We start from the raw sequence: 25,246 nt of genomic DNA, 5'->3' as shown, positions 1-25,246 counted from the left end.
CTACGGCAGCATCCAACGGAACTGTCTCGTGCCAGGGTCATGCATCCATTAGGTTTTCGAGACCCACTGGGACGGTCTGTGATCCGATACGGCTTTCGTCAGGTGAGGGAAATGACCTCGTAGGTATGGCCTGCGGAGCGCAGCCGCTCCACCAGGACGACGCCGAGGGCAGTCGCCGGGGTCAGCGATCCTGTGATGGGCGGCAGGCGGTCGCCGTCCAAGGCAAGTGAGAGCGCGGCCTCACCGGCCATCACGGCGGTGGCGGCGTATCCCGGGTCGCCGGGCCCGGCTGCGACGACCCGGTACCGCCGGCCGCTCTCCGTGGAAGCAGTCACCTGAGAATGGAACCAGCCTGAGCGTCGCGCGGCCTCACTCGGGCCCTCACCGGACGCCGGAAGGACGCGGTCCAGTAGTTTCCTCGTGAGAGGAAGGGCCAGCGCGGCTCCGAACACCCGTAGACCGAGCGCCGTCGCTCCGGCAATGACGGCGCCGACGGGCCCGCGCCCCATGCCCATCACCTCGCTGTATCGCAGGGACCTGCCGTAGGCCCAACTCTGCAGGGCGTTACTGCGACGCACGATCCGCGTGTTTGCCGACGCCATGATGAAGGGAGCGGTCCGCTGGCCGTCCTCCGACCGACCGACCCACCCCAGATCCGACGGCTGCCTGGTCGGGGGCTCCGCCGTCCGGTCCGGACTGAGGGAGTAGGGATCGTCCGCGAGCGATCGCAGTACAGGGTCCGCCCGCATACCGTCGAACTGCCCACGCATCGACTCGATAGTGCCGCCGCTGAAGCCGCCCTTCGCCCTGGCGACGAGCTGCACCTCGGTTAGTCCACCCGCACCATCGGCCTCCGCAGCCTGGTGCAGGAGAAGCACCGCGAGGTCGGACGGGACGGAGTCGTAGCCGCACGCATGGACGATCCGTGCACCTGTAGTCCTTGCCAGGGCGTCCCAACGGTCGATGGCTTCACGGACGAAAGACACCTCACCCGTCAGATCCCCGTAGTGGGTGCCGGCGCGGGCACACGCCTCGACAACCGGCAGCCCATACTTCGCGTAGGGACCCACCGTGGTGAAGAGAACCCTAGTGCCCGCGGCAAGCGCCGCGAGCGAGTCAGGACGCTCCGAATCGGCCTCAATGAGGGCCCAGTCCTGTGCGGCGGCGGGCAGCCTGGAGCGTACGGCCTCGAGCTTCACCCTCGATCTCCCCGCCAGTCCCACGCGCAGGTCCGGAGGAGCATGGTTCGCAAGATATCCGGCGATCAGTTCACCGACGAAGCCGGTCGCGCCGAAGAGGACGAGGTCGTGATCGCGCGCTAGAACCTCCATGCCAGCAGTCTTCCACAGCAGAAACTATCAATTCCAACTGTCACCTGAACCTTCAGCAGTCCCACCCTTCGTCCGCTGCGGGACTCTTCAACGCCGATACTCAACCAGACACCGACCGGAGCAGGCGCAGTATTCGTCGTTTAGCTGACGAGGATCGTGCGCAGCTCGTCGACGATGCTCGTGGCCCTTTGGTCGTCGCCGGCTTCCATCCAGTTGGTCACGAACGCGATGCTGAGACCCAGCTCCGGTTCGGCGAACGACACCTGCCCTCCGGCGCCGTCGTGACCGAACCCGTTGGCAGAAACGTAGTGCCGCGCCTCCGAGTCGAGCTGGAAACCAGCGCCCCAACGCGGCCACGGTGCGGGTGCGAGGAACACCGGTGAACCTTCGCTTCGTGCCTCGTTAGCCAGCTTGAGGACGGTCGGGTCGAGTCGCCGAGTCGTGGCAGTGTCATGGATGACCGACGACCAGGCAGCTGACATCCCTCGGGCGGTGGCGATGCCGCCAGCTCCGGGGAACGAGCCAGCCCTGACATCGGACCGATTGAAGCCGGAGTTGGGGCTCACCAGTTCCTGAGGGAAGGCCTCCCCCAGTGTCATGGCGTGGTTCGGCCAGTCAATGACCCCGGGTTCGGCAGCCGCAATCTGCATCTCGACCAACTCACGCAGGCTCTCCCCAGCCTCAAGATGCGCAATATTCAACTGCTCGTGCACAGGCACGCCTACCCTCAGGTCGGCACCCAGCGGCCCTGCGAGGGTTTCCGCCAGATACTCACCCGGCATTTTTCCAGTGACACGACGGATAATCTCACCCGTAATCCAGCCGTGAGTCAGCGCGTGGTACCCGTAGCCGGAGCCGGGCTCCCACAGCGGTTCCTGACGAGCGAGCAACTCGGTCATGGTCTCCCAGTCGAGTGCTTCCTCAAGTGTTACCGACTGTCGAGGCGCCGATACTCCTGCCCGATGGGACAGCGCGTCACCGACGGTAACCCCGCCCTTACCGTGGGCGCCGAACTCCGGCCAAACGTCGGTGATCGGTGTTTCGTAATCCAGTCGGCCGGCTTCAACGAGCCGAGCGATGAGGATTGACATGATCCCCTTGGTGCAGGAGAAGACCACCGTTGACGTGTCGCGGGTCCAGGGAGTCGAGTCGCGAGCGTCAGCCACCCCGCCCCAGAGGTCCACCACGAGCTCACCCTGATGGTGAACCGCCAAGGCTGCACCCATCCGGGGCCGCCCCTCGAAGGCAGCCGTAAACGCGTCCCGCACCGGGGCGAAGCGCTCATCGACTGTGCCTTGAATACCGTTGATGTCGCTCACGCGTTGACCTTTGCTCGTGCAGTTGAAAGTGAAAGTGATCCGTCCGTCGCCCAGGACAAAGGTAAGGGATCCGAGATACCGCTGATGAAGGTGCCGTCCCGGTCGACGTTCTCGAACGCTAGCAGCACCCACTGCCCCGACCGGGTTTGCACCGCACGTCCGGCGTAAAGATGCTGGTTGGTCAACCGAACCGCAGCGGCAGTGTCAAGTGGTCCCTCCAGAGAGTCGGACTCGAGGGGCAGCGCCCAAATCCCGCCCTGCGCGCCGTCCGCCTCGCGCGCTCCGGCGAGGTGCCCGGTATCGCAGGAGAAGAGGAGCACTGACCGGCTCTCGATGGTCACGAGCTGCACAACCTCGATGTGCGCAAAGCCGGCACCCGGCTCACTCAACGGCGACTTGGTGGTCCAGTGCTCCAGATCGGGCGACGTGACATGCCCTATGACTCCGCGGTCGCGGTCCACACCCGAGCGGGCCCGTGCGGTGATTAGCATGTGCCACAGCCCGGTGGAGTCCCGGTGGATCCACGGGTCCCGCCACGTCTCTTCATGCCAACTGCCGTCCGGAAGGGTCTCGTACCAGCGGGGATCCGCCGAAATCCGCTCTGGCTGCTTGGTCCAGGACGCCAGATCCGATGACACAGCCCGACCGACCGTCTCCACATTGGTGATGGCATCCGGGGACAGGAACCGCGAACCGGTGTAGAACATGTTCCACACGCCGTCATCGCCGCGGATCACGCTGCCGGTCCAGGTGGCGCTCCCATCAAAGGAACCGGACTCCCCCGGCTCGAGCACCACCCCATGGTTTTTCCAGGTCGTCAGATCCGTTGAGGTTGCGTGCCCCACCCGTGCGTTACGGTGCCGGAGATGGGGATCCCCCAGCGACTTCGGGGCGTGGAGGTAGAAGAGGTGGTGAGTGTCGCCGTCGTCGGCGTGCCAGAAATCCCAGACCCAATGGTCGGCGAGAGCGAAGCTCATGGTGGTGGTCCTTGATCGAAGCGGGAGGTGAAGCGGAGTCAGCCCTTGACGGCACCCTGGAGCAGTGCGCGGACAAACTGGCGCTGGAAGATCAGGAACACGATGATGGCCGGGGTGATGATGAGCAGCGCCCCCGCATTCAGGAGCGGAATACTCAGCGAGTACTGCCCCTGGAAGAACGTCAGCGCACCAGCTACCGTTCGATCGAGCGGGTTGGCGATCAGCACCACCGGCAGGAGGAACTGGTTCCAGGTCCAGAGGAACAGCAGGATGGCGAGCGCCGAGAGAGCAGGCACGGCAAGCGGGAGCTGGATCTGCCGGAACTCCTGCCAGATCGAGGCACCGTCCACCCGGGAGGCTTCGGAGAGTTCGCGCGGCACATTGATGAAGTGGGCGCGCATCCAGAACACGCTGAACGGCATGAACAGTCCCAGCAGCGGGAAGATCACTGCCCACTGAGTGTTGAGCGTGCCCATCGCCTGGGACTGGTAGTACAGCGGGATAATCAGCGCTTCGAACGGGATGGTGAGCCCGGCGACGAAAAAGATGAGTATCGCCCGGCCACCCTTGGGCGCCAACGCTCCCAACGCGTAGCCCGCGAGGGTGGCGATCAGCAGCGACGCCGGCACCACGCCCAGCACGATGAACGCGCTGGACTGCATGAGCCGCCAGACGTTGCCCACCTCGAACGCGGTGATGAAGTTGCCCCACTGGGGGTCGGTGGGCCAGACGAGTCCGGTGGGATTCCGGTCCGCGGGCTGCAGCGCCGCTGACAGCATGCTGATCAGGGGCAGGAGGGTGAGGATGATGGCTACTGCCAGCAGCAGTCGGCCCAGGAAGAGTTCGCTACGGCTGGTACGCATCAGTCGTTTACCTTCGAAAGTCGCTGGATGGGAAGCACCACGAGCAGGACGAGCACCATCAGCACCATGCCGAAGGCCGATGCCAGTCCGACGTCGCTCTGGGTGAACCCGATCCGGAAGATGGAGATACCGGGCACCAGGGTGGCGCGGCCCGGTCCCCCCTGGGTGGAGGTGTAGATGATGTCGAAGCTGCTCAGCGCGGCAATGATGGTCAGGGTCGCGAGGACGGCGATCTCCTGCCGCAGCCCGGGCAGGGTCACGGTGAAGAATTCCCGCCACCAGCCGGCGCCGTCGAGCCGGACGGCCTCATAGAGCGACGAATCGATCTTGCCGATACCGGTCAACAACAGCACCGTACACAGTCCGGTAAGGACCCAGGAGCCGATAAGCCCGACGGCGGGAAGCGCCGTATCGTAATCGGCCAGCCACGAGCGCGTGATGCCGCCGAGGCCGATCGCGTTGAGGAACTGGTTGACCGTGCCGGTCTGGGCGTACATCCATGACCAGGCGATACCCGCTGCGGCGAGGGGAACGATCTGCGGGAGGAACAGGATGGTTTGCGCCGCTGACGACGCCGGCCCCTGACGCATGGACCGGATCAGGCTGGCCAGCATCAGACCGGTGGCAATGGGGATCAGGGTGAAGAAGAGGATCAGGGTGATCGCGTTCAGGATGGACCCCAGCAGAACGGGGTTCGTCAGCACTTCGACGTAATTCGCAAGACCGATGAAAGTGGAAACACCGACGCCGTTCCAGTCGTAGAACGAGTACTGCAGGCCCATCAGCATCGGGAAGATCACGAACCCGATGTACACGGCGAGTGCGGGGAGCAGCATGAGCCAGGCCGAGTAGCCTGCCCGTCCTACTGATCTGCGTTTACGCTGCTTGGGGATGGCCACTACCGGCCCTGTCGGTGCCGAACCGGTGGCTGCTGGTTCGCCTTGCCCGGTGTCGCGGACAGGGCCGGTGGTGGCCTCCTGCATTACTCGCCTACTTCACTCTCGTAGAACTCCTGCACACGAGTAACAAACTCTTCGCCAGTGATCATGCTGGTGACGAGCAGCTGCGACTCGGGGATGATCGCTCCAGCGTAGATGCCGGCCGTGGTGTTGGACATGAAGTCGACCTGGCCGTTCTCTTCACCGATCTGAGCTGCCATTTCGAGTGCGTTGGCAATCAGCGATCCCTCTTCAACGGTGGGCTGTTCCAGCGCGGGGTCGCCACCGGGGGAGGCGCCGGTCACATCGGTGATGATCTGGCGGGCCGCTGGGTCGGTGTGGATCCAGTCGAGGAAGTACGCGGTGGCGTCCAGGTCGTCCGAGCCGGCGGCTACGGAGAACGAGTTCGCTGCACCCATGGCAACGTGGTCGCCACCTTCTTCAACGGGCGGGACAAGGAAGAATTCGACGTCGTCGCCCAGTGCCTCCTGGTAGTTGGCTGCTTCCCAGTTGCCGTTGAAGGCGAACAGGCCTTCACCTTCGGAGAAACGGGTCACGAAGGTGAAGTAGTCAACGGCGTTGATGTCCTCGGGGAAGTAGCCCTCGTCAGCCCAGGTGCGGATGAGCTCGGCGCCCTCGATGTTTCCCTCGGTGTTGTAGCTGCTGCCGGGTTCGTTGAACATCCAGGACAGGAACTCGTCCTTGTCGGCGTATTGGTTCATGGCTGCCTGGACCACGAAGTTCACGACGCCGTCCTGGTCGCCGGCCATGATGGGAACCTCGCCGGCTTCCTTCGCCGTCGCGAGGTCTTCCTCCAGCTCGGCCATCGTCTGCGGAGGTCCGTTGATGCCGAGCTCCTCGGCGATGGCGGTATTCATGTAGATACCGGTGACGCTGTAGCCGAGTCCCACCTGGTAGAGCGGGCCGGAGCCGCGGGTACCTTCGTCATTCATCCGCAGCGGAGCAAGCTGCGTTTCGGGCCAGGCGTCCCAGCCGTAGGCCTCGGCGTAGGGGTCGAGATTGGCGAGCAGTCCGTCATTGGCGGCTTCGCCAATGGTCGGCAGGCGGATCAGGTCCGGTGGGTTGTCGCCGGCCAGCAGCCGGGGTGCGTTGGCGGTGAGGTTCTGGAACGTGTCGCGCGTGATTTCGAACGTGACATTGGGATGCTGCTTGGTGAACTCTTCAGCCAGCACGTCGGTCACCGGGAAGCCGGTTTCGTCAGCGATGGTCAGCGTGACCTCTTCGGTGGTGAGCTCGGTGCTGACCTCTACGGCGGCTGCTTCAGACGCGTCCTCATCTGACGGTGCGCTGCCGCCGGGGGCACAACCGGCCAGGGCAAAGCCAGCGGCGGCCATGAAGGCTACTACGGCAACGGGTCGACGGCGGCCAGGGCGCCGTAGTGGTGAATTCATGGGTGACTCCTTCGTCGATGACTCTCTGCACAAGATCCACAGGGGTGAATGCTAAATCGATTCAGCAACCAGCTGACTGCCTAAATCAGGATTGCGCAAGTAGTTTGCCAAGTCGTTATCTACAGTTAGCATCGAGCAGGAGGATTTGATGACCACCAAGCGTGTGACCCTTGCCGACGTCGCACGTCGGGCAGGTTTGTCGTCTTCTGCTGCCTCGATGATCCTCAACGGCCGCCCGGATACCCGGCTGTCCCAGGACGCCCACGATCGGGTCAACCGCGCCGCCGCGGAATTGGGGTATCGGCCCAACGTCGCCGCCCGCAGCCTCCGCGTCGACAAGACCCAGACCATCGGCTTCATCTCGGACACCGTCGCCACCACCCGTTTCGCGAGCGGCCTGATCAAGGGCGCCCTCGCCGCCGCCGAACAGGCGGAACACGTCATCCTGCTGGCCGAAACCGGCGGGGATCCGGCCCGCGAAACCGAGGCCATCGCTGCGCTACTGGACCGGCAAGTGGACGGCATTGTCTTCGCCACCATGCGCTCACGGGAAGTCGAGGTGCCCGCCCTTCCCGGAAACACCCGCGTGGTGTTGCTCAACGCGCTCAGCGATCGCTACACCACCTCGGTGCTGCCGGATGAAGAGCAGGGTGGTCGGGCCGCCGTCGCCCTCCTCGCGGATGCTCGCCACCGTGACGGAATTGTCCTCCTGGGCCACAATGCAGTGGTCGAACGGGATCTCTTCCGGTCAACCACCGTCGCCCGCCGGCTCGCGGGCATTCGGGCCGAAATGCACGACCGCGGTTTGAGCTTCGCGAGCGAGGAATCCGTCTGGGACTGGGTCCCCCACAATGGGTATGCCCTCGTGGATGCCCTCCTCGCTGACGGGGCTCTCCCCCGGGCTTTGCTGTGCCTCAACGACCCCCTCGCGTTTGGTGCCTACCAGGCGCTGACGGAGCACGGGCTGCGCGTTCCCGACGACGTCTCGATCGTCTCGTTTGATAACGACGAAATCGCGTCGTACCTGCGCCCCGGCCTGACCACGATAGCCCTGCCCCATGAGGAAATGGGGGCACGCGCCGTCGAGCTGCTGCTGGATGGATCGGCGACGCAGGGCGAGCATCTCGTCCAGATGCCCGTCGTCGTGCGCGACTCCATCCGCCGGGGCTAGCGAAGAACCGTGTTATTGCCGGTATTCATTCCGTAGGTATCTCAATAGCGCAGGATAGCCACTGCCTCTGTATCCGCGGGAAGGTCGTCGACCGACATCACATGGACGTCCCCTCCGTGTTGCAGGGTCTCCGTTGCGGCGACATCTAACAGATCTTCCGATACGTTTCCAGGAGTGAGATCCATCTCCACCTTATCGGTCTTTCGGTCATAGCGCCCCCAGGCCGGCGCGCCGTCCCGGAGAAGCAAGGTCCTGATCCGTCCCTGATGTGAGGCCCGAACGATGTCCGCTAGGCTGTTCGTCGCTGTCGCGTCTCCCCGGCCCAGAAGTGCAGCGGCATCTGACAGGGATTTCATCCGCCCGCGATCCAGCCGCTCTCGGACCTTCGCATAGGCCAGACGGTGCAGCTCGTGAGGATCCAGTGCATGCGGGTTGGTGTCGACCGTGCCTGCAAGGAGTGGTCCAAGATCATTTGACTGCTGGAAATGTCCGCTGATTTCCGCATCAGCAACGAGCACAAAGGGTTGTGGGTGGGCGGTCAGGATATGCTCTGCCGCTTTCGCGACGTTCGCGACGAATTCCAGTAGACGTGTCTTTTTGAAGTCGGGGGGGGCTATCTCCGTAAACCTGAGCATTCGGAATGTTCGCTGAACCGACGTTGGGACGCGCGGGAGGGCTAGCCTGTACCGGATTTTCATAGTCACTCTCGATTGGCTCCCTCGTGGGCAGATCGACAGGAGCGTCCTCGGTCATTTGGAACCGTGAAGCATTGAACAGAGTTGCCTTTTCGGCGGTCACAGTCAGGACGGAAAATTGGCCGTCCGCCTCGAGCAGCGGCAATAGGGGCCTGAGATGAAATCGGTCTCCCACAACGACGCCTTCGTAAAGGTTCAACGGAACCCGATAGTCGAGTGTCTGTCCTTCATCGATGAAGAGTGCCAATCCTCCGCTTTGGTGCTGCCAGAAATCGCGATCTTCAAGGAATGCTGTTGCGGGGGAAAGCATGGGATCGATATCTGTGTCGGTTAGGCCCGCCGCAGCGAGTTTCGATCTGGCATCCGCCAGCAGGTTCTTCAGACGAATTGGGTCCTGCCTGATTTCTTTTCCTTTGGGGTGCGTCTGCATGAATATGGACACCGCGGCGGATGGATTCCTGGTCATCAAATGGGTCAGATCGGTTTGCGTGAACAAGGCGATCTCCTTTCGCTGGTTGTGCCCGACGCCGCTCTGGCGCGCACCGCTCAAGTGGCTAAACATCAAAGACCAGCAAACTTTTCGTCGCCTTCGACGCTACCAATTCCTGCTGACCAGGAACGGCATCAGGCATCCTCTCCTTGTCTTTCGATCCTAGAGGGGAGGCTGGCGGTAGGTCACCCCTTTTCGCGGGCTCAAGGTTGCAGCCCTACGAATTTTCGCGTGCCAGCGTCGTGGGTTGTGATTCTTCATATGAGCTACCGTTCCTTCGGCGGCAAGCGCCGCCCCGTCGGTCGCATAATGATAGGCAGCGACTCACTGGCCGGCGCAACTAGCATCCGGCACCTCTAGTTTCAGGACCCCGGCGTATCGAGGTCTCCGACACTGAACGTATCGCAGGCATTGCCCGCTACCCGAAATCGGCCTTCCTGATGACCCCATGAACGCCGACGGTGCGATCGACGACCTGGGACACTCCAAAGTCCGCGGCCGCGGAAAGGTAGGCGTAGGCGACGGCCCGGTCCATGCCCCGATCGTTCTGCAGGAAATCCAGCGCGTTGACGATCGCCCGGCGCATCGCGACGTTCAGGTCCCCGCCGACCCCGCCGCCATCCAGTCCGTCGGGATCCGACAACCCGATCGGAATCCAGGCGTCGCTGGTCTCACCGAAGGGGTACTTGTAGGCAACCGAGGGGGCATCCCCGGATCCGGGTTTACAGACGGTCAACCGGAAGGTGCCGCGCAGCGACCCTTCCATCGCGGTCAGCGCTACCTCGCCGTCGCCCATCCCCATGTGCGGATCACCGACGTAAAACAGTGCCCCGTCCGCCTTGACCGGGAGGTAGAAGGTCGACCCAGCACCCAGATGCCGGATGTCGATATTGCCGCCGCCAAGCGTGGGCGGTACGGAATTCGCCTCCGGTGAGGTCAGCCCGTCCGTCTCGGCGAAGGCCACGCCCATCATGCCCATGAAGGGACGCAGCGGGAACCGGACGGACATGTCACCGCTGGTCATAACCCCTTTGCCGTCTTCGATGGCCGTGAAGACTGAGACGTTCCCATAATCCGAGGGGACACCGGAGGACCTGTTGTCTGTATCCACGGGAGGCATCACTTCCTCGAGGCTGATGCCGTCCGGCGGCTGGACCTCCGGTTGCACTGCAAGGCCACCCTTGCCATGCCTGCTGGAGACCACCCCGTAGGGAACCCGCGGCACAGCTTCGAGCGTTTCGATCTTCAGCACGTCGCCCGACCGCGCCCCTTCGACAGCCACCGGGCCGGTCGCGATATGTGGCCCGTCGACGTCAAAGTCCCGCGGCGTCCGGTTGTACTCGGCGGCGATGCTCACCGCGTCCTGGAGGATGCTGCTCTCGAGCACCCCTAGTCCGCCGAAGTACTCGAGAGGGTTCCGGCCCTGGTCCTCAAGGATCCCTTCGTGGGACATGGCGTCGATGGTGACCGTCTGACCCGAGCGGATGGACATCACCGGTGTGGCGTGCACCGTGGGCACGTACCCCCACAGGACATCCTCGGGGGTGGAGGCCAGGTAGGCGTCACCCATGATCGTGCCGCTGTTGGGTTGAAGGATCTGCCCGAATCCACTGGCAGATGCGGTCTTTCCACTGCCGCCCGAGGCCCCAGCAGCCGCCGGCACCGCCGACAACGTGGAACCGGTCGATCCCGCTCCCACCGCCTGGGGCGAACATGCCGTGACCGCTGTCAACGTTCCGAACGCTGCAACGACGCCCATGAACCGCCGCCTACCCAACCCCTTGACCAGGGTTTCAGCTGCTTCCCTCTTGAAACTGTCAATCATGATCTTTTCCCTCCGGAGGTCGTTTTGTTGACCGTACTGAGGGTTTGTGTCGGGCGAATTTCTAGTAGAAGTCCCTACGGGGTTTCAAAGATCCCGCTTATGCCGGGGCCGTCACGGTTAGCCGGAAACCTGATCTTGGCATCGTCCCGCCACAGTGCTTACCCTCCGTAGTCCATTGAGAATACTTAGCTGCCACCATCTTCTGAAGTTGCCTGAAGGCCGTCGGCGCTGACCCGCGTGCCTAGATGGCGGTGGTGGGGGCAGCGTCCTCAGTCCCGGATTCCCGGAGCGCCTTGCGCTTCCGTGCCCGGTCCAGTGCGTTGATCATGGGTGCGGCGGTGACGCCGTGGAGGAGGATAGACATCACAATCACCAGGCCTACAATCCGCCATAGGACTTCGTCCTCTCTGGCGAACTCTCCTTTGGAGAGTGCGTAGCTGAGGTAGTAGATGGAACCGATGCCGCGGACGCCGAAGAAGGAAATGACGCCACGTTCCCAAGGCCCAGTGGTTCCTCGGGCGAGGCTGATCCAGGCGGCAATGGGCCTAACCAGCAGAAGGAAAGCGAGGGCCAGAAGGATTTCGCTGGCGGTAACCCCTGCCAACAAGCCTCTCGCAACGGCGCCGCCCAGGAGAACGAGAACCACCACGGTGAGGAGGCGCTCAAGCTGCTCGATGTAGCTGTGCAGTATGCCGTGGAACCCGTGGGTCTGCTCTCCTGACCGGATGGTTACCGCGCACACGAAGACGGCGATGAAGCCGTACCCCTCGATCATCTCGGTGACCCCGTAGGTCAGGAAGGTAGCTGCGAGCGCAACGAACCCCTCCGAGTGGCTCGCCATCCGCGCGCTCTCAATCCGGGACCGGAAGAAGACGCGGCCCAGAAGCTTCCCCATCCCGTACCCGAGCAGGCATCCGATGCCAATCCGCCACATGACGTCCAGGGCAATGAACTCGGGGAACCAGGCAGAGGGGGCAGCACCCACCAAGCTGATGGCGATGGCGAGATAGACGAACGGAAAAGCCAGGCCGTCGTTCAGTCCCGCCTCGGAGGTCAAGCCAAACCGCACCTCATCCTCAGATTCGAGGTCCTCCTGCGTCTCAGACGGCTCCCCGACCTGCACTTCCGATGCCAGCACCGGATCAGTCGGTGAGAGAGCAGCCGCGACGAGGATCGCTCCGGCCAGCCCCAGGCCTAGCACCCACATCCCCAGTAAGGTGAAGGCGATCAGGCACAATGGCATGGCGATACCTAGTAACCGCCAGGTGGTCGCCCATCTCTTGCGGCCCACCTTCCTGTCCAGGGCCAGTCCTGCACCCATGAGAGAGACGATCACACAGATCTCGCTGAGGTGGATGGTGATATCGCTGTAGGCAATGGGGTCTGGATCCGGCAAGTCCTTGGCAAAGGTGAACGTCAGGAAACCGGCAGCCAGGAACATCATGGGCATTGACACCGGAGCACGCATCAACAGGCGGGGCAGCAAGGCGGCGGCGAAGACCGCCAGGCCTGCGGCAACAAAAACCAGACTTGGTGCTTCGAACACCGGTGCCTCTTTCTATCTGTGGATCGGTCACGCTGTGTGAACCCTGTCAGAGCGGCTTCGCCGGATCCTCGGATCAGATCTTACCGCCATCCGCCCCACGCGAAGTTGCCGAGACTTCTCGCCTGCGATCCCATCGCCAGGATCCTCCGCTTCAACCAGGTCGCCGACAGCTAGTCAGCGAGGGTGCAACTGTTTCCGTCGATAATCAGGCTCATGGTCGGCAGCTCGGACGTTAGCTCAGCTTCAACAGTGCACAGCGACACTGCGGTGATCGTGACGGCACCCAGGGGGATATCCCCGATCACCACGCTATGTCCGGTGCTCATCTCCTCGGCGAGGATCATTTCCTGATCCGGACCGACAATCTGTATTTCGTAGGTGGCCAGCTCGAAGTCCGGCGCAACAGCCCTCACCTCAACTTCGACGCTGCCTGGCGTGGACGTACACCCGCTCATCATTCCAGCCAGCAGAAGTAGGGTGACGCAACCGGCGGGACGTCGAATGACCATGCGCCAATCCTGCAGCAGAAGCTATCCAACGGCAATGTCCGCAGACCCCGAACATTGCCTTGGCCGGGACCTCGTGGTCACAAAAGTGGCGGGCCGGAACCGGGACGGGGGACGATTGTTCTGTGATCACCCCTACGTACCGATCACTATTTGTCGCGGTTGCCGGATTACACCATCAGCAGCACCGTCCGGCGGGCTCTCCGCCCGTGAACTGACTTCCCGAGGATCTGACCAATGAACAAGACCGTCAAAGGGTGGCTCCTGCTGGCCACCGCGATTGTTGCCGAGGTGACCGGGTCCCTGTCCCTCAAAGGCGCCCTTGACCACCCCGCGCTGTACGCCGTAGTCGTCGGCGGTTATCTTGGGGCGTTCATTCTGCTCGCCATCGTGCTCCGAACCGGGATGGCGTTGGGCGTCGCCTACGGCATCTGGGCAGCGGCGGGCGTTGCCCTGACCGCTATCGGATCGCTCGTCGTGTTCGGGGAGCCGATCACCCCGCTGATGGGCATCGGCATCGTCGTCATCATTGCCGGGGTGCTCTGCGTCGAGCTGGGCTCCCAGGCCGCACACGAGAAAGCGGGGGTGGCATAGTGGCCTACCTGTTCCTCATTGGAGCGATTATCTTTGAGGTCGCCGGCACCGTCTCCCTCCGTCTCGCGGTTGACGACAAGCGGTGGTACGGCGCCGTCGTCGTCGGCTATCTCGTGGCCTTTACGATGCTCGCGCTCACTCTCGCCGGCGGTCTTCCCCTCGGTGTGGCCTACGGGATCTGGGCGGCTTCCGGCGTCGCGTTGACCGCGATGATCGGCAAATTCCTGTTCAAGGAGCCCTTCACCTGGCTCATGGGGCTCGGGATCATTCTGATCATCGGCGGCGTCCTGCTGATCGAGCTCGGCGCAACCCACTGAGATGCTCTGCACCCCTCCTACACAGCTCACGGCGGCGTTCTTCGTCGCATCCGGGGTGAGGAAGAGCTGGGTTATTCTGTGGCAGGTGGTGGCCATCATCCTCTGGACCGGACCGGACTGGTCGCAGCAGCTGATCTGTGTTTTCTCAACCTCCTGGGGTGGTAACGAGGCGGGCCTTCGCCTGAGGCGTGTAAATACCTCAACCGGGAGGGCCTGCAATGGTCAGTACTCTTAGGTCTTATGACCACTGAAATCCTTGTTGCCGGCGCAACCGGCGGCCTCGGGCAACGCATTGTCAGAGAACTCCTTCTCCACGATGTCGACGTTCGGGTACTCACCCGTCCCGGCAGCCGACTGGCTGAGTACCTCTCCGGTTCACGGCGTAGTTGTGGAGGCCGCTGTCGACGGCGGAGGCTCCGCCGCATGGCGATCGGTTCGGCCTGGAATCAGCGCCCACAGCGCCGGCAATAGAATGCAGGCGCCGACGGTATACGCGAAGTCCTCGACCGGGGCCAGTGCCAACCGGACACCGAGGATGAGGTCAGGGTTGTAGTCGACGATGCCGATGCCGATCAGCACATTGTCGAACACGGCAGTGGCGGCCAGCAGCACAATCAGGGTAATTCCGACGGCCCGACGGCTGGGAAGCTGACGGCGTCGCGTCCGGTAGGCCCAGGCGGCGATGGCCAGAATCGGGACGAAGAAGATGATGTTGAGAACCAGGTACGTCATGCCGCCACCTCCCGGTCACGCTTCTGGTCACGCTTCCGGTCAAGTGCTGCGACCGCGCCCAGCACATTGAGGGTGGTGTAGCAGAGCAGCGCGAGGAAAAACACTTCCTCGAGGGGCAACTCGGGGGCCAGAAGAATTCCCGTCATCAGGTCAGTGACGCCGCGGAAAAAAATCCCGAGCGCAATGCCGAAGAGGTCCCAGACAAGGAAAAAGGTGATCCCAAGAATCATGGTCCAGGTCGCCTTGCGGGCGTCCCTCCAGAAGGTGAGGCCAAACCGGCGGTCCAGGACCACCATGCCGCTCAGGGAGAAGAGTAGCGCTCCCAAATAGATCAGGCCCATGTTCCACCGCTAACCATCTGCCGTTCGCGTTCGGCACCCAGAAGTTGTCTGCTCATGCAGTTTATTCTTCCGCACCGGCCCCCCATCACCTTCCAGGTGTCCACGAAACACGGCGTTGACCGCTTCCAGAACGTGTGGCATAGTTTGGAATCGATTCCATGGAAACGATTCCATGGCGGTTGAGGAGCAACAGGGTGCGATCACTGACGATCAAAGACGTCGCCGACAAGGCGGGTGTCTCAGTAGCAACTGCCTCCCGCGTGCTCTCAGGGCACCCCTCTACCTCCGCCGAGGCCCGCACGGCCGTCACCGAGGCAGCGCAGGGACTCGGCTTCCGGCCCAACGCGCAGGCCCGCTCCCTCCGCAAGACCACCACCGAGACCATCGGCCTGGTCCTCCCCGATGTCCGCAACCCCTTCTTTGCCGACCTTGCGCACGCCATTGAACAGCGCGCCCGTGACTTCAAGTACCTCACGCTGTTCGGCAATGCCAACGAGAGCGCCGAACAGCAGGACCGCTACTTCGATGTGATGCTTTCACAGCGTGTTGACGGCCTCATCGCAGCTCCACTCGGCGACCTCGCCAGCCTTCGCAGCATCCTCGACAGCGGCATCCCCACCGTCTTCGTTGACCGCGTCATCGCCGACACCGACGTCCCCAGCGTCACTCCCGACAACGTCACCGGGGTCCAGGAAGCCGTCCGCCACCTCACTGACCAGGGTCACCGCCGTATCGGCTACATCGCCGGACCGCAGTCCACCTCCACCGGCCGCGAACGTCTCGCCGCCTACCAGGATGCCCTTGCCAGCACCGAGGCCGACGGCGACGCCGAGCTCATCTTCTTCGGCGACTTCCAGGCCGCGAGCGGCGCCGCCGGAGCACGGCACCTCCTCGAACTCCCCCAGCCGCCGACAGCGCTGCTGGCCGCTGACAGCCTCATGAGCATCGGCGCCATCGGCGTCTGCAACGAGCGGGGCGTCGGCATCGGCACCGACCTCGCTTTTGTGGCGTATGACGACATCGACGCGTTCACCCTCCTGAACCCGGCGTTGACCGTCATCGCACACGACGTCGACGCCATGGGTCGCCAGGCCGTCGAAATGCTCACCCAGGTCATCGCCGGCGAGACCCCCGCATCAGTCATCCTTCCCAGCAGGCTCATCATCCGTGGCTCCACCCCGCCCCTCCCAGGAGGCACAGCACTGTGAACACCCAACCCATCCTCACCCTGGACAGCGTCACCAAGTCTTTCGGACCGGTCACCGTCATCAAGGGGGTAACGGTCAACGTCTACCCCGGCAAAGTGCAGGTGCTACTCGGCGAGAACGGTGCCGGTAAATCCACCCTGATCAAGATGATGGCCGGCGTGCACCAGCCCGACGGCGGCCGCATCCTGGTCGATGGCAAGGAAGTGAAGATCACCGACACCAAGGATTCCGAGGCCCTTGGCATTGCCACCATCCACCAGGAACTCAACCTCGTGGGGTCAATGACGGTCGCCGAAAACATCTCGATGGGCCGCTTCCCCCGTCGCTTCGGCCTGGTGGACAAGCGAAAAATGCGTGAGACCGCACGGGAAGCCCTCGCGATGATTGGCCTCGACATCGACGTCGACCACAAGGTGGGCGACCTGGGCATCGCCCGCCAGCAGCTCGTCGAGATCGCCAAGGCCCTGAGCCTCAACGCACGGATGCTGGTCCTTGACGAGCCGACAGCGGCCCTCACAAAACGGGAAATCGCCGCACTGTTCGCCGTCGTCGAGGACCTCCGCAAACGCGACGTCGGAATGGTCTTCATCTCCCACCACCTGGACGAGATTGCCTCCATCGGCGATTCCGTCTCGGTGCTGCGCGACGGCGAATTCATCGCCGAGGTACCCGCAGACACCCACGAGGACGAACTGGTCCGCCTGATGGTGGGCCGCTCCATCGAAGCGCAGTTCCCCCGCCGCCGCGAATGGGACGGCCCCGCCGACACCCTGCTGGAGGTGAAAGGTCTCTCCACCAAGGGAGTCATCAACGACGTCACGTTCTCTGTGCGGGCCGGTGAAATTGTGGGTCTGGCTGGTCTGGTCGGCGCGGGCCGCACCGAGGTCATTCGCGCCATCGCCGGAGCCGACCCGTACGTTGGCGGCAGCGTCAAGGTTCGTGGGAAGGACCTCCCCAAGTCCAATATTGGCGCGGCCATCAGGGCCGGCGTCGGGCACGTCCCCGAGGACCGGAAGGGCCAGGGCCTTGTGCTCGGCGCGACGGTCAACGAAAACGTTGGCTATGCGACGCTCGCGTCGACGTCAAAGTCCGGCCTGGTGGACCGGTCCGGCCAACGCAGCCGCGCCCAGGACATAGCGGACAAGCTCCGGATCCGGATGCACACCCTGGACCAGCCGGTTGGATCGCTCTCGGGCGGGAACCAGCAGAAAGCCGTGTTTGCCCGATGGATCGTAGCGAATTCGTCGGTGCTGCTGCTCGATGAGCCGACCCGCGGCGTCGACGTCGGCGCCAAAGTGGAAATTTACGAACTGATGAACGCGATCACCGCAACCGGTGGCGCCGTCGTCATGGTCTCCAGTGAACTCCCCGAAGTGCTCGGGATGAGTGACCGGATCCTGGTGATGAGCGGCGGACATATTTCAGGTGAACTGGCGGCCGAGGACGCTACCCAGGACGCCATCATGACGCTCGCCGTCCGCGACGTGCAGCGCGATCTCGAAGACAAGTCAATGGAGGACGGGCATGAATAAGGTAGCAACCACCACCGCACGGAAGCAGGTGTCCGGCGGTGCGAAGGCAAAGAAGTTCCTCGCCGACAACGGGGCGCTCGTGGGCCTGGTGGTGCTGGGCCTCGCCCTGTTCATCGCAACCCCCGACTTTCTTACCGGCCCCAATCTCCTGAACATCGGGATCCAGGCCTCGGTGATTGCGGTCCTGGCGTTCGGACTAACCTTCGTGATCGTCGCGGCGGGCATTGACCTGTCGGTCGGCTCCGTGGCGGCGCTGTCCGCGATGGGCTCCGCCTGGATCTTCTCGACGGGTTCGATGCCCGGGTGGGTTGCCGTTGTCGGCGGCCTCGCGATCGGCACGCTGAGCGGCGCGGTGAGCGGGTTCGCGGTGGCGTTCGGCCGGTTGCCGTCCTTTATCGCCACGCTGGCAATGCTCAGCATCGCCCGCGGCCTGACCCTGGTCATCTCCGACGGCCGCCCCATCGCCACCGCGCCCGCGGTGTCCTTCCTTGGCGGGAACCTTGGGATCATCCCGATGCCGATCGTGGTCCTGGTGGTCGCTGGCCTGGTAGCCGCGTTCATCCTGAACTTCACGGTGATGGGCCGCTACATGTACGCGGTGGGCGGGAACCGGGAAGCCGCACGACTCTCGGGCGTTCCGGTCCGCAAGGTCCTGGTAACGGTCTTCGCCCTGTCCGGGTTGTTCGCCGCCGTCGCCGGTCTCCTGCTGTCCGGTCGGCTGGATTCCGCCCAGCCGCAGGCAGCGTCCGGGTATGAGCTGGACGCGATTGCCGCCGTCGTCATCGGTGGCGCATCGCTGGCAGGCGGCGTGGGCCGCATCACCGGCACCCTCGTTGGCGCGCTGGTGCTCGTGGTCATCCGCAACGGACTGAACCTGCTGAACGTCTCCTCGTTCTGGCAGCAGGTGGTGATTGGCGTGGTGATCGCCGTCGCCGTCGGCATCGATTCCCTGCGCCGCAAGAACTCACCGCACTAAAACTTTCCTCCTTAACCCGTTCCACCACTCAAGTAAGGAAACAACAATGAAGTTCACTTCCCGCAAGACCGCTGCACTGACCGTGTCCCTGGCACTTGCCCTGAGCATGACCGCCTGCAACCGCGACAGCGGCGAGAGCGCCGAAGGTTCGGCGTCGGCCACGCTCGCCCTGTCCACCCTGAACAACCCCTTCTTCGTGGAACTGCGCGATGGTGCCGAAGAAGCGGCCGAGGCTGCCGGCATGGAGCTCGACGTCGTCGACGCGCAGAACGACTCCGCCACGCAGACCAACCAGCTGGCCACCGCCGCCACCAGCGGCACGGACGCCGTCCTCATCAACCCGGTGGATTCCGACGCCGCTGCCGCCTCGGTGGCACCACTGATCGAGGCGGACATCCCGGTGGTCGCTGTCGACCGCACCGTCAACGGCGCCGAGGTCCAGTCCCTCGTCTCCAGCGACAACGTGGCGGGCGGCCGCCAGGCAGCCGACGAGCTGGCAGCAGCCATGGGCGAAGAGGGCGAAGTGATTGTCCTCCAGGGCGTCGCCGGCACCTCAGCCAGCCGTGACCGCGGAGCAGGCTTCGAGGAAGGCATGGCTGCCTACCCCAACATCACCGTTGTGGCGATGCAGACCGCCAACTTCGACCGCGCCGAGGCGTTGAACGTCGCCACCAACCTGCTGCAGGCCAACCCCGATGTCACCGGCATCTTCGCCGAGAACGACGAAATGGCGCTCGGCGCCATCCAGGCCCTGGGTGACCGCGCCGGCGACGACGTCAGCGTCGTCGGCTTCGACGGCACTGAAGATGGTCTGGCAGCCATCGAGGCAGGCACCCTGACCGCGACCATCGCTCAGCAGCCCGCTGAACTGGGCAAGCAGGCAGTCGAGGTCCTGGAACAGATCCTCGCCGGGGAAACTGTCGAAGAGACCATCCCCGTTCCGGTCACCACCGTGAACGCTGACAATGTCGGAGAATTCACCGAATGAGCACTGAGCCGTCGGGCGTCGTCGTCGTAGGGTCCATCAACGCCGACCTCGTAGTCACCCTGGAACGCCACCCCCAGCCGGGCGAAACCCTGCTGGGGCGGACCATGACAGTGATGCCCGGCGGCAAGGGTGCCAACCAGGCCGTTGCTGCGGCGAAGCTTGGCGCCCGCACCGTCATGATCGGCGCAGTCGGTCAGGACACCTACACCGAGATTGCGCTGTCCGGGCTGCACGACGCCGGGGTGGATACCGGGGCTGTGCAGCGCGTCGCCGGGATTAGCACCGGTGTCGCCATTGTGGAGGTCGACGACGACGGCGAGAACACCATCGTGGTGATCCCCGGTGCGAATGCCGAGGTGACCCCCGAGCTGGTCGCCGCCTCGTCGCAGGTCATCGCCGACGCCGCTGTGCTGGTGCTGCAGGGTGAAATCCCTGCAGCGTCGGTAACGGCGGCGGTCGGGGTGGCCCGCGGCCGGGTAATCATCAACCTGGCGCCGGTGATCACGTTGGACCGTTCGACGCTGCTGCAGGCAGATCCCCTGGTGGTCAACGAGCACGAAGGCGCGCTGGTGCTGGAGCAGCTCACCGGTTCAGCATCTGGTGCATCTGAGCCGTCTGTCGCCTCCGACCATGCCGCGACGGCGCGGGCGCTGGTGGACTGCGGCTTCGCCTCTGTCGTCATGACTCTCGGCGGGAGCGGCGCGCTTCTGGCCTCGGCCACCGATCTGCTGGAAATCCCTGCGCCGAAGGTGCCCGTCGTGGACACCACCGGGGCTGGTGATGCTTTCACTGGAGCCCTGGCCGCCCGGTTGAGCGCCGGAGATTCGCTGCCCGACGCCGTCCGGGTTGCCGTGTTGGTCGGAGCGTACGCCGTCGGGACCGAAGGTGCGCAGCCGTCCTACCCGTCGCTTGATGATCCGCTGCCCGCAGCGCCGGAAACTACCGCAGATTCACTCACTGGTGCACGATCATTTACTGGACAGGACCCCGCCGCGTGAAGAAAACCGGAATTCTCAACGGACCCCTGAACGGAATTCTGGGCACCCTGGGTCACGGGCATCTGGTGGTGATTGCCGACGTGGGGATGCCGCTGCCTGATGCCCCTACGGTGGTTGATCTCGCTCTGGTGAAGGGCATCCCGTCTTTTACCGAGGTGCTGCGGGCGGTACTGACTGATGTGCAGATCGAATCGTCGCTGTTGGCCTCCGAGGCATCCGGGTCAGCCGTCGAAAGCATCGTCCGCGCTGAGGGGCTGAACCCCGACTATGTCAGCCACGAGGACCTGAAGTCGCTCCTCCCGTCGGCCCGATTGATCATTCGAACCGGCGAAGCAACTCCGTACGCGAATGTGGTGCTGCGCTGTGGGGTCACCTTCTAACAGCTGCCTGGCAAGTCTGAGCGCTCAATTGACAGGTCTACCTTGCTCCCGGGTCGATCGGTTGTTCAGGGACGATCGGTTGTTCGGTGGCGATCGGTTGTTCAGTGTCAGCACCTCAGCACCCCAGCACCCCAGCACCCCAGCACCCCAGGACAGTAGGACAGTAGGTCTCCGAATCTCGGGAACAGATCCGGCTGATCTCTCGGGTCTTGAAGATGGCACTTCCCTAGAAGGGTGGTGGGACCTTGGGTGGTGGTGCTGGTGGCGGGTCTGGCCTGGTGACATAGCTGTGACCGGCGGGTGAGGTCGCGATGATCAGTCCGGGTTCGGGTTGTCGGTAGTGCCAGTAGCCTTCGGATTTGAGCATGTGGTGGCGTTTACATAGTGCTGCGAGGTTGCCGTAGCTGGTTTTCCCGCCCTGCGACCAGGGTTTTGTGTGGTCGAGTTCGCAGAACACGGCCAACCGGTTACACCCCGGGTGTCGGCAGGTCCGGTCTCTGACCCGGACCGCATCCTTGAGATCCTGGGGGACCCGGTAGGTGGTGGCGTCGGCGCCGAGTCTGGCACCGGTGAACGGGTGGGTGAGGATCCTCGTGAACGACTGGGCGTGACCGGCGAGCTTCCGGGCCGTCTCGGGGTCAATCGGACCATAGCCCTCCAACTCGCCTGGGGTGTCCCCGCCGAGGAGGGTCATTACGGGGACAGTAACGAACACTTTCGCCTGCACACCCCAGTAAGCGTCTGCGTCACCACGGCCGGCCAACCCACCCGTACCACCCGTACCATCCGTCCCACCCGGCATATTCGGTGCATCCGAACTCACGGGGCTTCCGGGTTCGATGACCCCGTCAGTCCTATCCGGGCGGCCCGATTCCCTCATCCCGCCGCCGGCAAGGTCGTCGGTGGCGGGATCTTCCGTGGCGGGATCTACGCTGGTGGGTTCTGCGGTGGTGGGTTCTGCGGTGGTCATGTGCCCGGTGGCGCCTGTGCTGGTGAGGACGTCGATGAGGACGTCGGCGCGTAACTGGCTGAGCGTGCGTGCCTCGTCGGGGGCTTGTAACGCCCGGGCCGCGGTGTCGACGCGGTGGAATATCCCGGCGACCTGCTCGGTGGGTAGGAAGGCGTGAAGCCAGGCCATCCCGTCGTAGTCCGGATTAATTGACACCCGCCGGTCCTGGAGGGCCTTCCGCCGCCTCACCGTGATCGATTCAGGGTGCAGGGCCTCCCGTAACCGGACGGCCTGGTAGGTGAACTTCGCGACCGTCAACTGGCAGGCCAGATCGATCAACTGGGCCTCGAACCCGGCGCACACCCCGGGCACGGTGTCGGGGATGCTGATCGCCTCCCCGACCACGGTGACAGCGTGACGCCTGGTGATCTTCCCATCTTCAAGCACCCGCAGGGTTGACGGGTAGTCCCGGACCAGGAACTCGCTGGTCTCGATCAGGGCACCAGCGGTCCGGTCCGGCAAGCGCAGCGCCGCACCGATCTCGGTTGCGGTGATTGTCCGGCCCAGATCCTGCGCTCTCTCTTCCACCCACGGGTATTCTGCCCGGGTCAGATCCCACAGGTGGGTGACCGCTTTGGCTTCCTGCGCATCAACCCACGACCGCAACCCATCCAGGGCCTGCAGCACCTCAAGGGTCTGGGACGCATCAGAGTCCACCAACGCCGCCAAAGACACCCACCCCGTCAACACCGCCCCACCACCAGAAGCCGACTCACCACCAGGAACAGCCTCCTCGTTGGCAGTAGCGGGATCAGACAACGGTGCGTCCGCTAAGTCCAGCGAATCAATCCCCGCCGGGGAGGAGGCTGCCCCAGATGGGTCACCAACATAGGACGGGTCTACCGGGTCGGTTGCGATTGGTGAGACGGTTGGCGTGACCGGGTCAGAGGGTGTTGTCGGGTCAGAGGGTGTCGTCGGGTCGGTCATCACGGACGGGGCGGGCGCGGGCGCCGGGGCCTGTCCCGGTGCCGGTGCCGGGAACGACCACACCGCACCCTCACCCAACGGCCCAGCCGGACCGTAGCCAGAAGAAGCTCCCGCAGCAGCTTCCGCGGTCCCGCTATCAGATGCGGGATCAGCGCCGGAATCAGAGGGAAATCCCGTCCTGATAGAAGAAGCTTTGCTGCTTTCCATACCTCCATTCGATCATCCGCCACCCCCAAAATAAGGCCCCAAAAGGGGGCCTGGGCAAAAGAATTTTGAACATTTTTCAGGGGTCGATAAAGGGCCTGGAAAGATCCGGTCCGATGCTCCTAACCGCTCGGTAGGCCGAAAAACTCAGCGAGTCCAGAAATCACAAAACGGTGGATCCCCTAAAGGTCTTCACGGCAAATCGCCGCCTGATCCGGCGCAAGACCTGCTCGCGCATGCTGGACCACACCTCGGTTGGATAAACGGAAATCAGGCGTAGCAGCCCCGACGCTGCCGCACCCGATGAGCCCATCTGCGCAAGTTCCGTTGGCAGGCCTGCACAGTCACCAGTCACCAGTCACCAGGCTCAGGCGGCCCACCCACGGGCAACGGCGTCGAGCGCCGCACGGTAGACCGCAGCCCAATCGGCGTCGGGACGTCCCATCTGTGCCAGCTCCAGACTGACTATCCCGTGCACCTGTCCCCAGATCGCAACGGCTACCAACTCAACCGGTGCCTGCACCAACACACCCGCTGACTGCGCCGAGGCAACCGCGTCCATCAGGGGCTGCATCGCATTGCTCGCGGCGTCAGGGCTGGGCTGGCAATCGGCATACGCTGCCAAGGCCCCGCCGAACATCAGGCGGTACAGGGCCCGATGCTCCAGCGCCCAGGTCCGGTAGGCGACCCCCAAAGTATCCAACCCGCCGTCGGCGGCGGCGAGCTGCGAGTCATGGAAAGAGCGGAACCCATCGTCCACGACGGCCGTCAGCAGCTGGGATTTCCCACCGAACAGCGAATAGACCGCAGAGGTGGACGTCCCGGCTGCCGACGCAACATCGCGGAGCGTCACCCGCGCGGGCCCGTCACGGTCAATCAGGTCGGCGGCGACGGCCAATAGATCCTGCCGCAGGGAATCGTTATGTACTACGGGTCTTGCCATAAGAACCAGTGTTCCATAACATTGTTCTGTAACAGCGTTACAGAAGTCCGGCAGACCGAGGGAGTTCCGATGGCACAGCAAATATTTGCGGGCCGCCACACTGCGGATCTGGGGAGGGACACCATCACAGTATTCCTGATCGGGATGCGCCCCAATCGGTGGTGGAAGATCGCGAAAGTCAGCAGGGTCGCTGCCGCCATGCCGCGCATGCTGCAGCATCTTGCTACTGATCCTGACGCGGGCATGCTTGGCTACGAGCAGTGGTTCGGCCGCACCACCATGCTGCTCAGCTACTGGGAGAGCCCGGAGCATCTGCGGAGGTTCGCGGCGGACAAGGAATCGCCCCATCTGGCACCCTGGCGACGGTTCATGAAAGAACTCTCGGGCACCGGCGATGTCGGCATCTGGCACGAAACGTATCAGGTCCCGGCCACTGGAATCGAGACCGTCTACAACGGAATGCCGCTGTTCGGTCTCGCGAAGGCGACGGCGCACGCTCCCATCGGGGCACGCAACAATACGGCGAAGCAGCGAATGGGCCGGGCACCGGGACCGAAGGTCCCTTGACAGAATCTCCCTCTCGTCTCATATTCAAAGGGCATCCGTAACCGAGGGGGTTGCCGTGGTCAACACTTCTTCATCGCGAGACTATCTATCCGAACGGCTTCGGGACCTCCTCGCCTCCTATCCGGACGCGCGGGAGATCCGAATGTTCGGCGGCATCTCCTTCATGGTGAATGACCGCATGGCGGTCGCCGCCGATCGTGCCGGTGACCTGCTGGTGCGAACCAACCCTGCGCACTACGACGATCTCCTCCGACGGGGCGCGGTTCCCGCACTGATGGGCCAGGAGAAACCGATGGGGCGCGGCTGGCTGACCGTGCCACGCCACCAGCTCGACGACGACGCAGAGCTCGCGTACTGGGTGAACCTCGGCATCAGCTCCGGGGAACCTATCGGAGGGAAATCCACCGCGGGGAAACCTGTCGGAGCTGAAGCCGGTAACCTCAACCAGCAATAATCG

The 25,246-nt window shown here is 63.8% G+C and carries 26 protein-coding genes; 11 read left to right on the top strand and 15 right to left on the bottom strand.

Annotated elements, in window-relative coordinates:
- Positions 1-98: 98 nt before the first annotated feature.
- The 6 genes from H4V95_RS02255 to H4V95_RS02230 all read right to left on the bottom strand — a co-directional run bounded on the left by H4V95_RS02255 (position 99) and on the right by H4V95_RS02230 (position 6,840).
- On the bottom strand, positions 99-1,331 hold the full coding sequence (locus H4V95_RS02255; protein WP_209728547.1) for a trans-acting enoyl reductase family protein: 1,233 nt from the start codon (positions 1,329-1,331) through the stop codon (positions 99-101).
- Between the two features lie 140 nt (positions 1,332-1,471).
- On the bottom strand, positions 1,472-2,650 hold the full coding sequence (locus tag H4V95_RS02250) for a serine hydrolase domain-containing protein (protein ID WP_209728545.1): 1,179 nt from the start codon (positions 2,648-2,650) through the stop codon (positions 1,472-1,474).
- The gene (locus H4V95_RS02245) at positions 2,647-3,627 is read right to left on the bottom strand and encodes a glycoside hydrolase family 68 protein (protein ID WP_209728543.1); all 981 of its coding nucleotides are present in this window, start codon (positions 3,625-3,627) and stop codon (positions 2,647-2,649) included. Before H4V95_RS02245 ends, H4V95_RS02250 begins: the two co-directional genes overlap by 4 nt.
- Before the next feature lie 38 nt (positions 3,628-3,665).
- Positions 3,666-4,490 (bottom strand): carbohydrate ABC transporter permease, encoded by an 825-nt coding sequence (locus H4V95_RS02240; RefSeq protein ID WP_196868058.1) that lies wholly within the window; start codon positions 4,488-4,490, stop codon positions 3,666-3,668.
- A complete protein-coding gene (locus tag H4V95_RS02235) occupies positions 4,490-5,473 on the bottom strand; it encodes a carbohydrate ABC transporter permease (RefSeq protein WP_209728541.1) in 984 nt (327 codons plus the stop codon). Before H4V95_RS02235 ends, H4V95_RS02240 begins: the two co-directional genes overlap by 1 nt.
- Positions 5,473-6,840, bottom strand: a complete 1,368-nt coding sequence (locus H4V95_RS02230) for an ABC transporter substrate-binding protein (RefSeq protein ID WP_245345539.1) — start codon at positions 6,838-6,840, stop codon at positions 5,473-5,475. The genes H4V95_RS02235 and H4V95_RS02230 overlap by 1 nt, the downstream gene beginning before the upstream one ends.
- 148 nt (positions 6,841-6,988) lie before the next feature.
- Here H4V95_RS02230 and H4V95_RS02225 point away from each other — a divergent pair, with 148 nt between their 5' ends.
- On the top strand, positions 6,989-8,011 hold the full coding sequence (locus H4V95_RS02225; RefSeq protein ID WP_209728539.1) for a LacI family DNA-binding transcriptional regulator: 1,023 nt from the start codon (positions 6,989-6,991) through the stop codon (positions 8,009-8,011).
- Positions 8,012-8,052: 41 nt separating this feature from the next.
- On the opposite strand, the gene H4V95_RS02220 is transcribed toward H4V95_RS02225, so the two are convergent.
- From H4V95_RS02220 to H4V95_RS02205, 5 genes are all read right to left on the bottom strand, one after another.
- On the bottom strand, positions 8,053-8,595 hold the full coding sequence (locus tag H4V95_RS02220; RefSeq protein ID WP_245345838.1) for a hypothetical protein: 543 nt from the start codon (positions 8,593-8,595) through the stop codon (positions 8,053-8,055).
- Positions 8,516-9,202 (bottom strand): hypothetical protein, encoded by a 687-nt coding sequence (locus H4V95_RS18180; RefSeq protein WP_245346330.1) that lies wholly within the window; start codon positions 9,200-9,202, stop codon positions 8,516-8,518. The genes H4V95_RS02220 and H4V95_RS18180 overlap by 80 nt, the downstream gene beginning before the upstream one ends.
- Positions 9,203-9,614: 412 nt before the next feature.
- On the bottom strand, positions 9,615-11,021 hold the full coding sequence (locus H4V95_RS02215; RefSeq protein ID WP_209728535.1) for an acetamidase/formamidase family protein: 1,407 nt from the start codon (positions 11,019-11,021) through the stop codon (positions 9,615-9,617).
- Between the two features lie 241 nt (positions 11,022-11,262).
- Positions 11,263-12,567: a cation:proton antiporter gene (locus tag H4V95_RS02210; protein ID WP_209728533.1), complete on the bottom strand. Its 1,305-nt coding sequence runs from the start codon at positions 12,565-12,567 to the stop codon at positions 11,263-11,265.
- A 170-nt stretch (positions 12,568-12,737) separates the two neighbouring features.
- Complete coding sequence (locus tag H4V95_RS02205; RefSeq protein ID WP_209728530.1) at positions 12,738-13,076, bottom strand: hypothetical protein; 339 nt, start codon at positions 13,074-13,076, stop codon at positions 12,738-12,740.
- 234 nt (positions 13,077-13,310) lie between these two features.
- Between H4V95_RS02205 and H4V95_RS02200 the strand changes: the two genes are divergently transcribed.
- Together H4V95_RS02200 and H4V95_RS02195 are read left to right on the top strand one after the other, a co-directional pair.
- Positions 13,311-13,667 (top strand): multidrug efflux SMR transporter, encoded by a 357-nt coding sequence (locus H4V95_RS02200; RefSeq protein ID WP_209728528.1) that lies wholly within the window; start codon positions 13,311-13,313, stop codon positions 13,665-13,667.
- Positions 13,667-13,984 (top strand): multidrug efflux SMR transporter, encoded by a 318-nt coding sequence (locus H4V95_RS02195; RefSeq protein ID WP_209728526.1) that lies wholly within the window; start codon positions 13,667-13,669, stop codon positions 13,982-13,984. The genes H4V95_RS02200 and H4V95_RS02195 overlap by 1 nt, the downstream gene beginning before the upstream one ends.
- 375 nt (positions 13,985-14,359) lie before the next feature.
- Here H4V95_RS02195 and H4V95_RS02190 read toward each other — a convergent pair whose 3' ends face one another.
- Both H4V95_RS02190 and H4V95_RS02185 read right to left on the bottom strand, forming a co-directional pair.
- Positions 14,360-14,716 (bottom strand): lycopene cyclase domain-containing protein, encoded by a 357-nt coding sequence (locus tag H4V95_RS02190; RefSeq protein ID WP_209728524.1) that lies wholly within the window; start codon positions 14,714-14,716, stop codon positions 14,360-14,362.
- Positions 14,713-15,057: a lycopene cyclase domain-containing protein gene (locus H4V95_RS02185; protein WP_209728522.1), complete on the bottom strand. Its 345-nt coding sequence runs from the start codon at positions 15,055-15,057 to the stop codon at positions 14,713-14,715. Before H4V95_RS02185 ends, H4V95_RS02190 begins: the two co-directional genes overlap by 4 nt.
- A 194-nt stretch (positions 15,058-15,251) precedes the next feature.
- Between H4V95_RS02185 and H4V95_RS02180 the strand changes: the two genes are divergently transcribed.
- The 6 genes from H4V95_RS02180 to rbsD are packed head-to-tail and all read left to right on the top strand — an operon-like array spanning position 15,252 to position 21,139.
- Entirely contained in the window at positions 15,252-16,265 is a 1,014-nt protein-coding gene (locus H4V95_RS02180) for a LacI family DNA-binding transcriptional regulator (protein ID WP_196867669.1), read from the top strand.
- The gene (locus H4V95_RS02175) at positions 16,262-17,797 is read left to right on the top strand and encodes a sugar ABC transporter ATP-binding protein (RefSeq protein WP_209728521.1); all 1,536 of its coding nucleotides are present in this window, start codon (positions 16,262-16,264) and stop codon (positions 17,795-17,797) included. The genes H4V95_RS02180 and H4V95_RS02175 overlap by 4 nt, the downstream gene beginning before the upstream one ends.
- Positions 17,790-18,773 (top strand): ABC transporter permease, encoded by a 984-nt coding sequence (locus H4V95_RS02170; protein WP_209728519.1) that lies wholly within the window; start codon positions 17,790-17,792, stop codon positions 18,771-18,773. The genes H4V95_RS02175 and H4V95_RS02170 overlap by 8 nt, the downstream gene beginning before the upstream one ends.
- A 46-nt stretch (positions 18,774-18,819) precedes the next feature.
- Positions 18,820-19,761, top strand: coding sequence for a substrate-binding domain-containing protein (locus tag H4V95_RS02165; protein ID WP_196867666.1), 942 nt, complete (start codon positions 18,820-18,822; stop codon positions 19,759-19,761).
- Entirely contained in the window at positions 19,758-20,759 is a 1,002-nt protein-coding gene (locus H4V95_RS02160; RefSeq protein WP_209728517.1) for a ribokinase, read from the top strand. Before H4V95_RS02165 ends, H4V95_RS02160 begins: the two co-directional genes overlap by 4 nt.
- Positions 20,756-21,139, top strand: coding sequence for a D-ribose pyranase (gene rbsD, locus H4V95_RS02155; protein ID WP_196867664.1), 384 nt, complete (start codon positions 20,756-20,758; stop codon positions 21,137-21,139). The genes H4V95_RS02160 and rbsD overlap by 4 nt, the downstream gene beginning before the upstream one ends.
- 226 nt (positions 21,140-21,365) lie before the next feature.
- On the opposite strand, the gene H4V95_RS02150 is transcribed toward rbsD, so the two are convergent.
- Both H4V95_RS02150 and H4V95_RS02145 read right to left on the bottom strand, forming a co-directional pair.
- The gene (locus tag H4V95_RS02150; RefSeq protein ID WP_245345832.1) at positions 21,366-22,907 is read right to left on the bottom strand and encodes an HNH endonuclease signature motif containing protein; all 1,542 of its coding nucleotides are present in this window, start codon (positions 22,905-22,907) and stop codon (positions 21,366-21,368) included.
- 739 nt (positions 22,908-23,646) lie between these two features.
- The gene (locus tag H4V95_RS02145) at positions 23,647-24,222 is read right to left on the bottom strand and encodes a TetR/AcrR family transcriptional regulator (protein ID WP_196867663.1); all 576 of its coding nucleotides are present in this window, start codon (positions 24,220-24,222) and stop codon (positions 23,647-23,649) included.
- A gap of 69 nt (positions 24,223-24,291) precedes the next feature.
- Here H4V95_RS02145 and H4V95_RS02140 point away from each other — a divergent pair, with 69 nt between their 5' ends.
- Both H4V95_RS02140 and H4V95_RS02135 read left to right on the top strand, forming a co-directional pair.
- Positions 24,292-24,789, top strand: a complete 498-nt coding sequence (locus tag H4V95_RS02140; protein ID WP_209728515.1) for a DUF4188 domain-containing protein — start codon at positions 24,292-24,294, stop codon at positions 24,787-24,789.
- 55 nt (positions 24,790-24,844) lie between these two features.
- The gene (locus H4V95_RS02135; protein WP_209728513.1) at positions 24,845-25,243 is read left to right on the top strand and encodes a TfoX/Sxy family protein; all 399 of its coding nucleotides are present in this window, start codon (positions 24,845-24,847) and stop codon (positions 25,241-25,243) included.
- The last annotated feature ends 3 nt before the right edge of the window (positions 25,244-25,246 follow it).

The organism is Arthrobacter sp. CAN_C5 (assembly GCF_017875735.1).
Taxonomy (GTDB): Bacteria; Actinomycetota; Actinomycetes; order Actinomycetales; family Micrococcaceae; genus Arthrobacter_D.
This window is presented reverse-complemented; position numbering and strand designations above follow the sequence as displayed.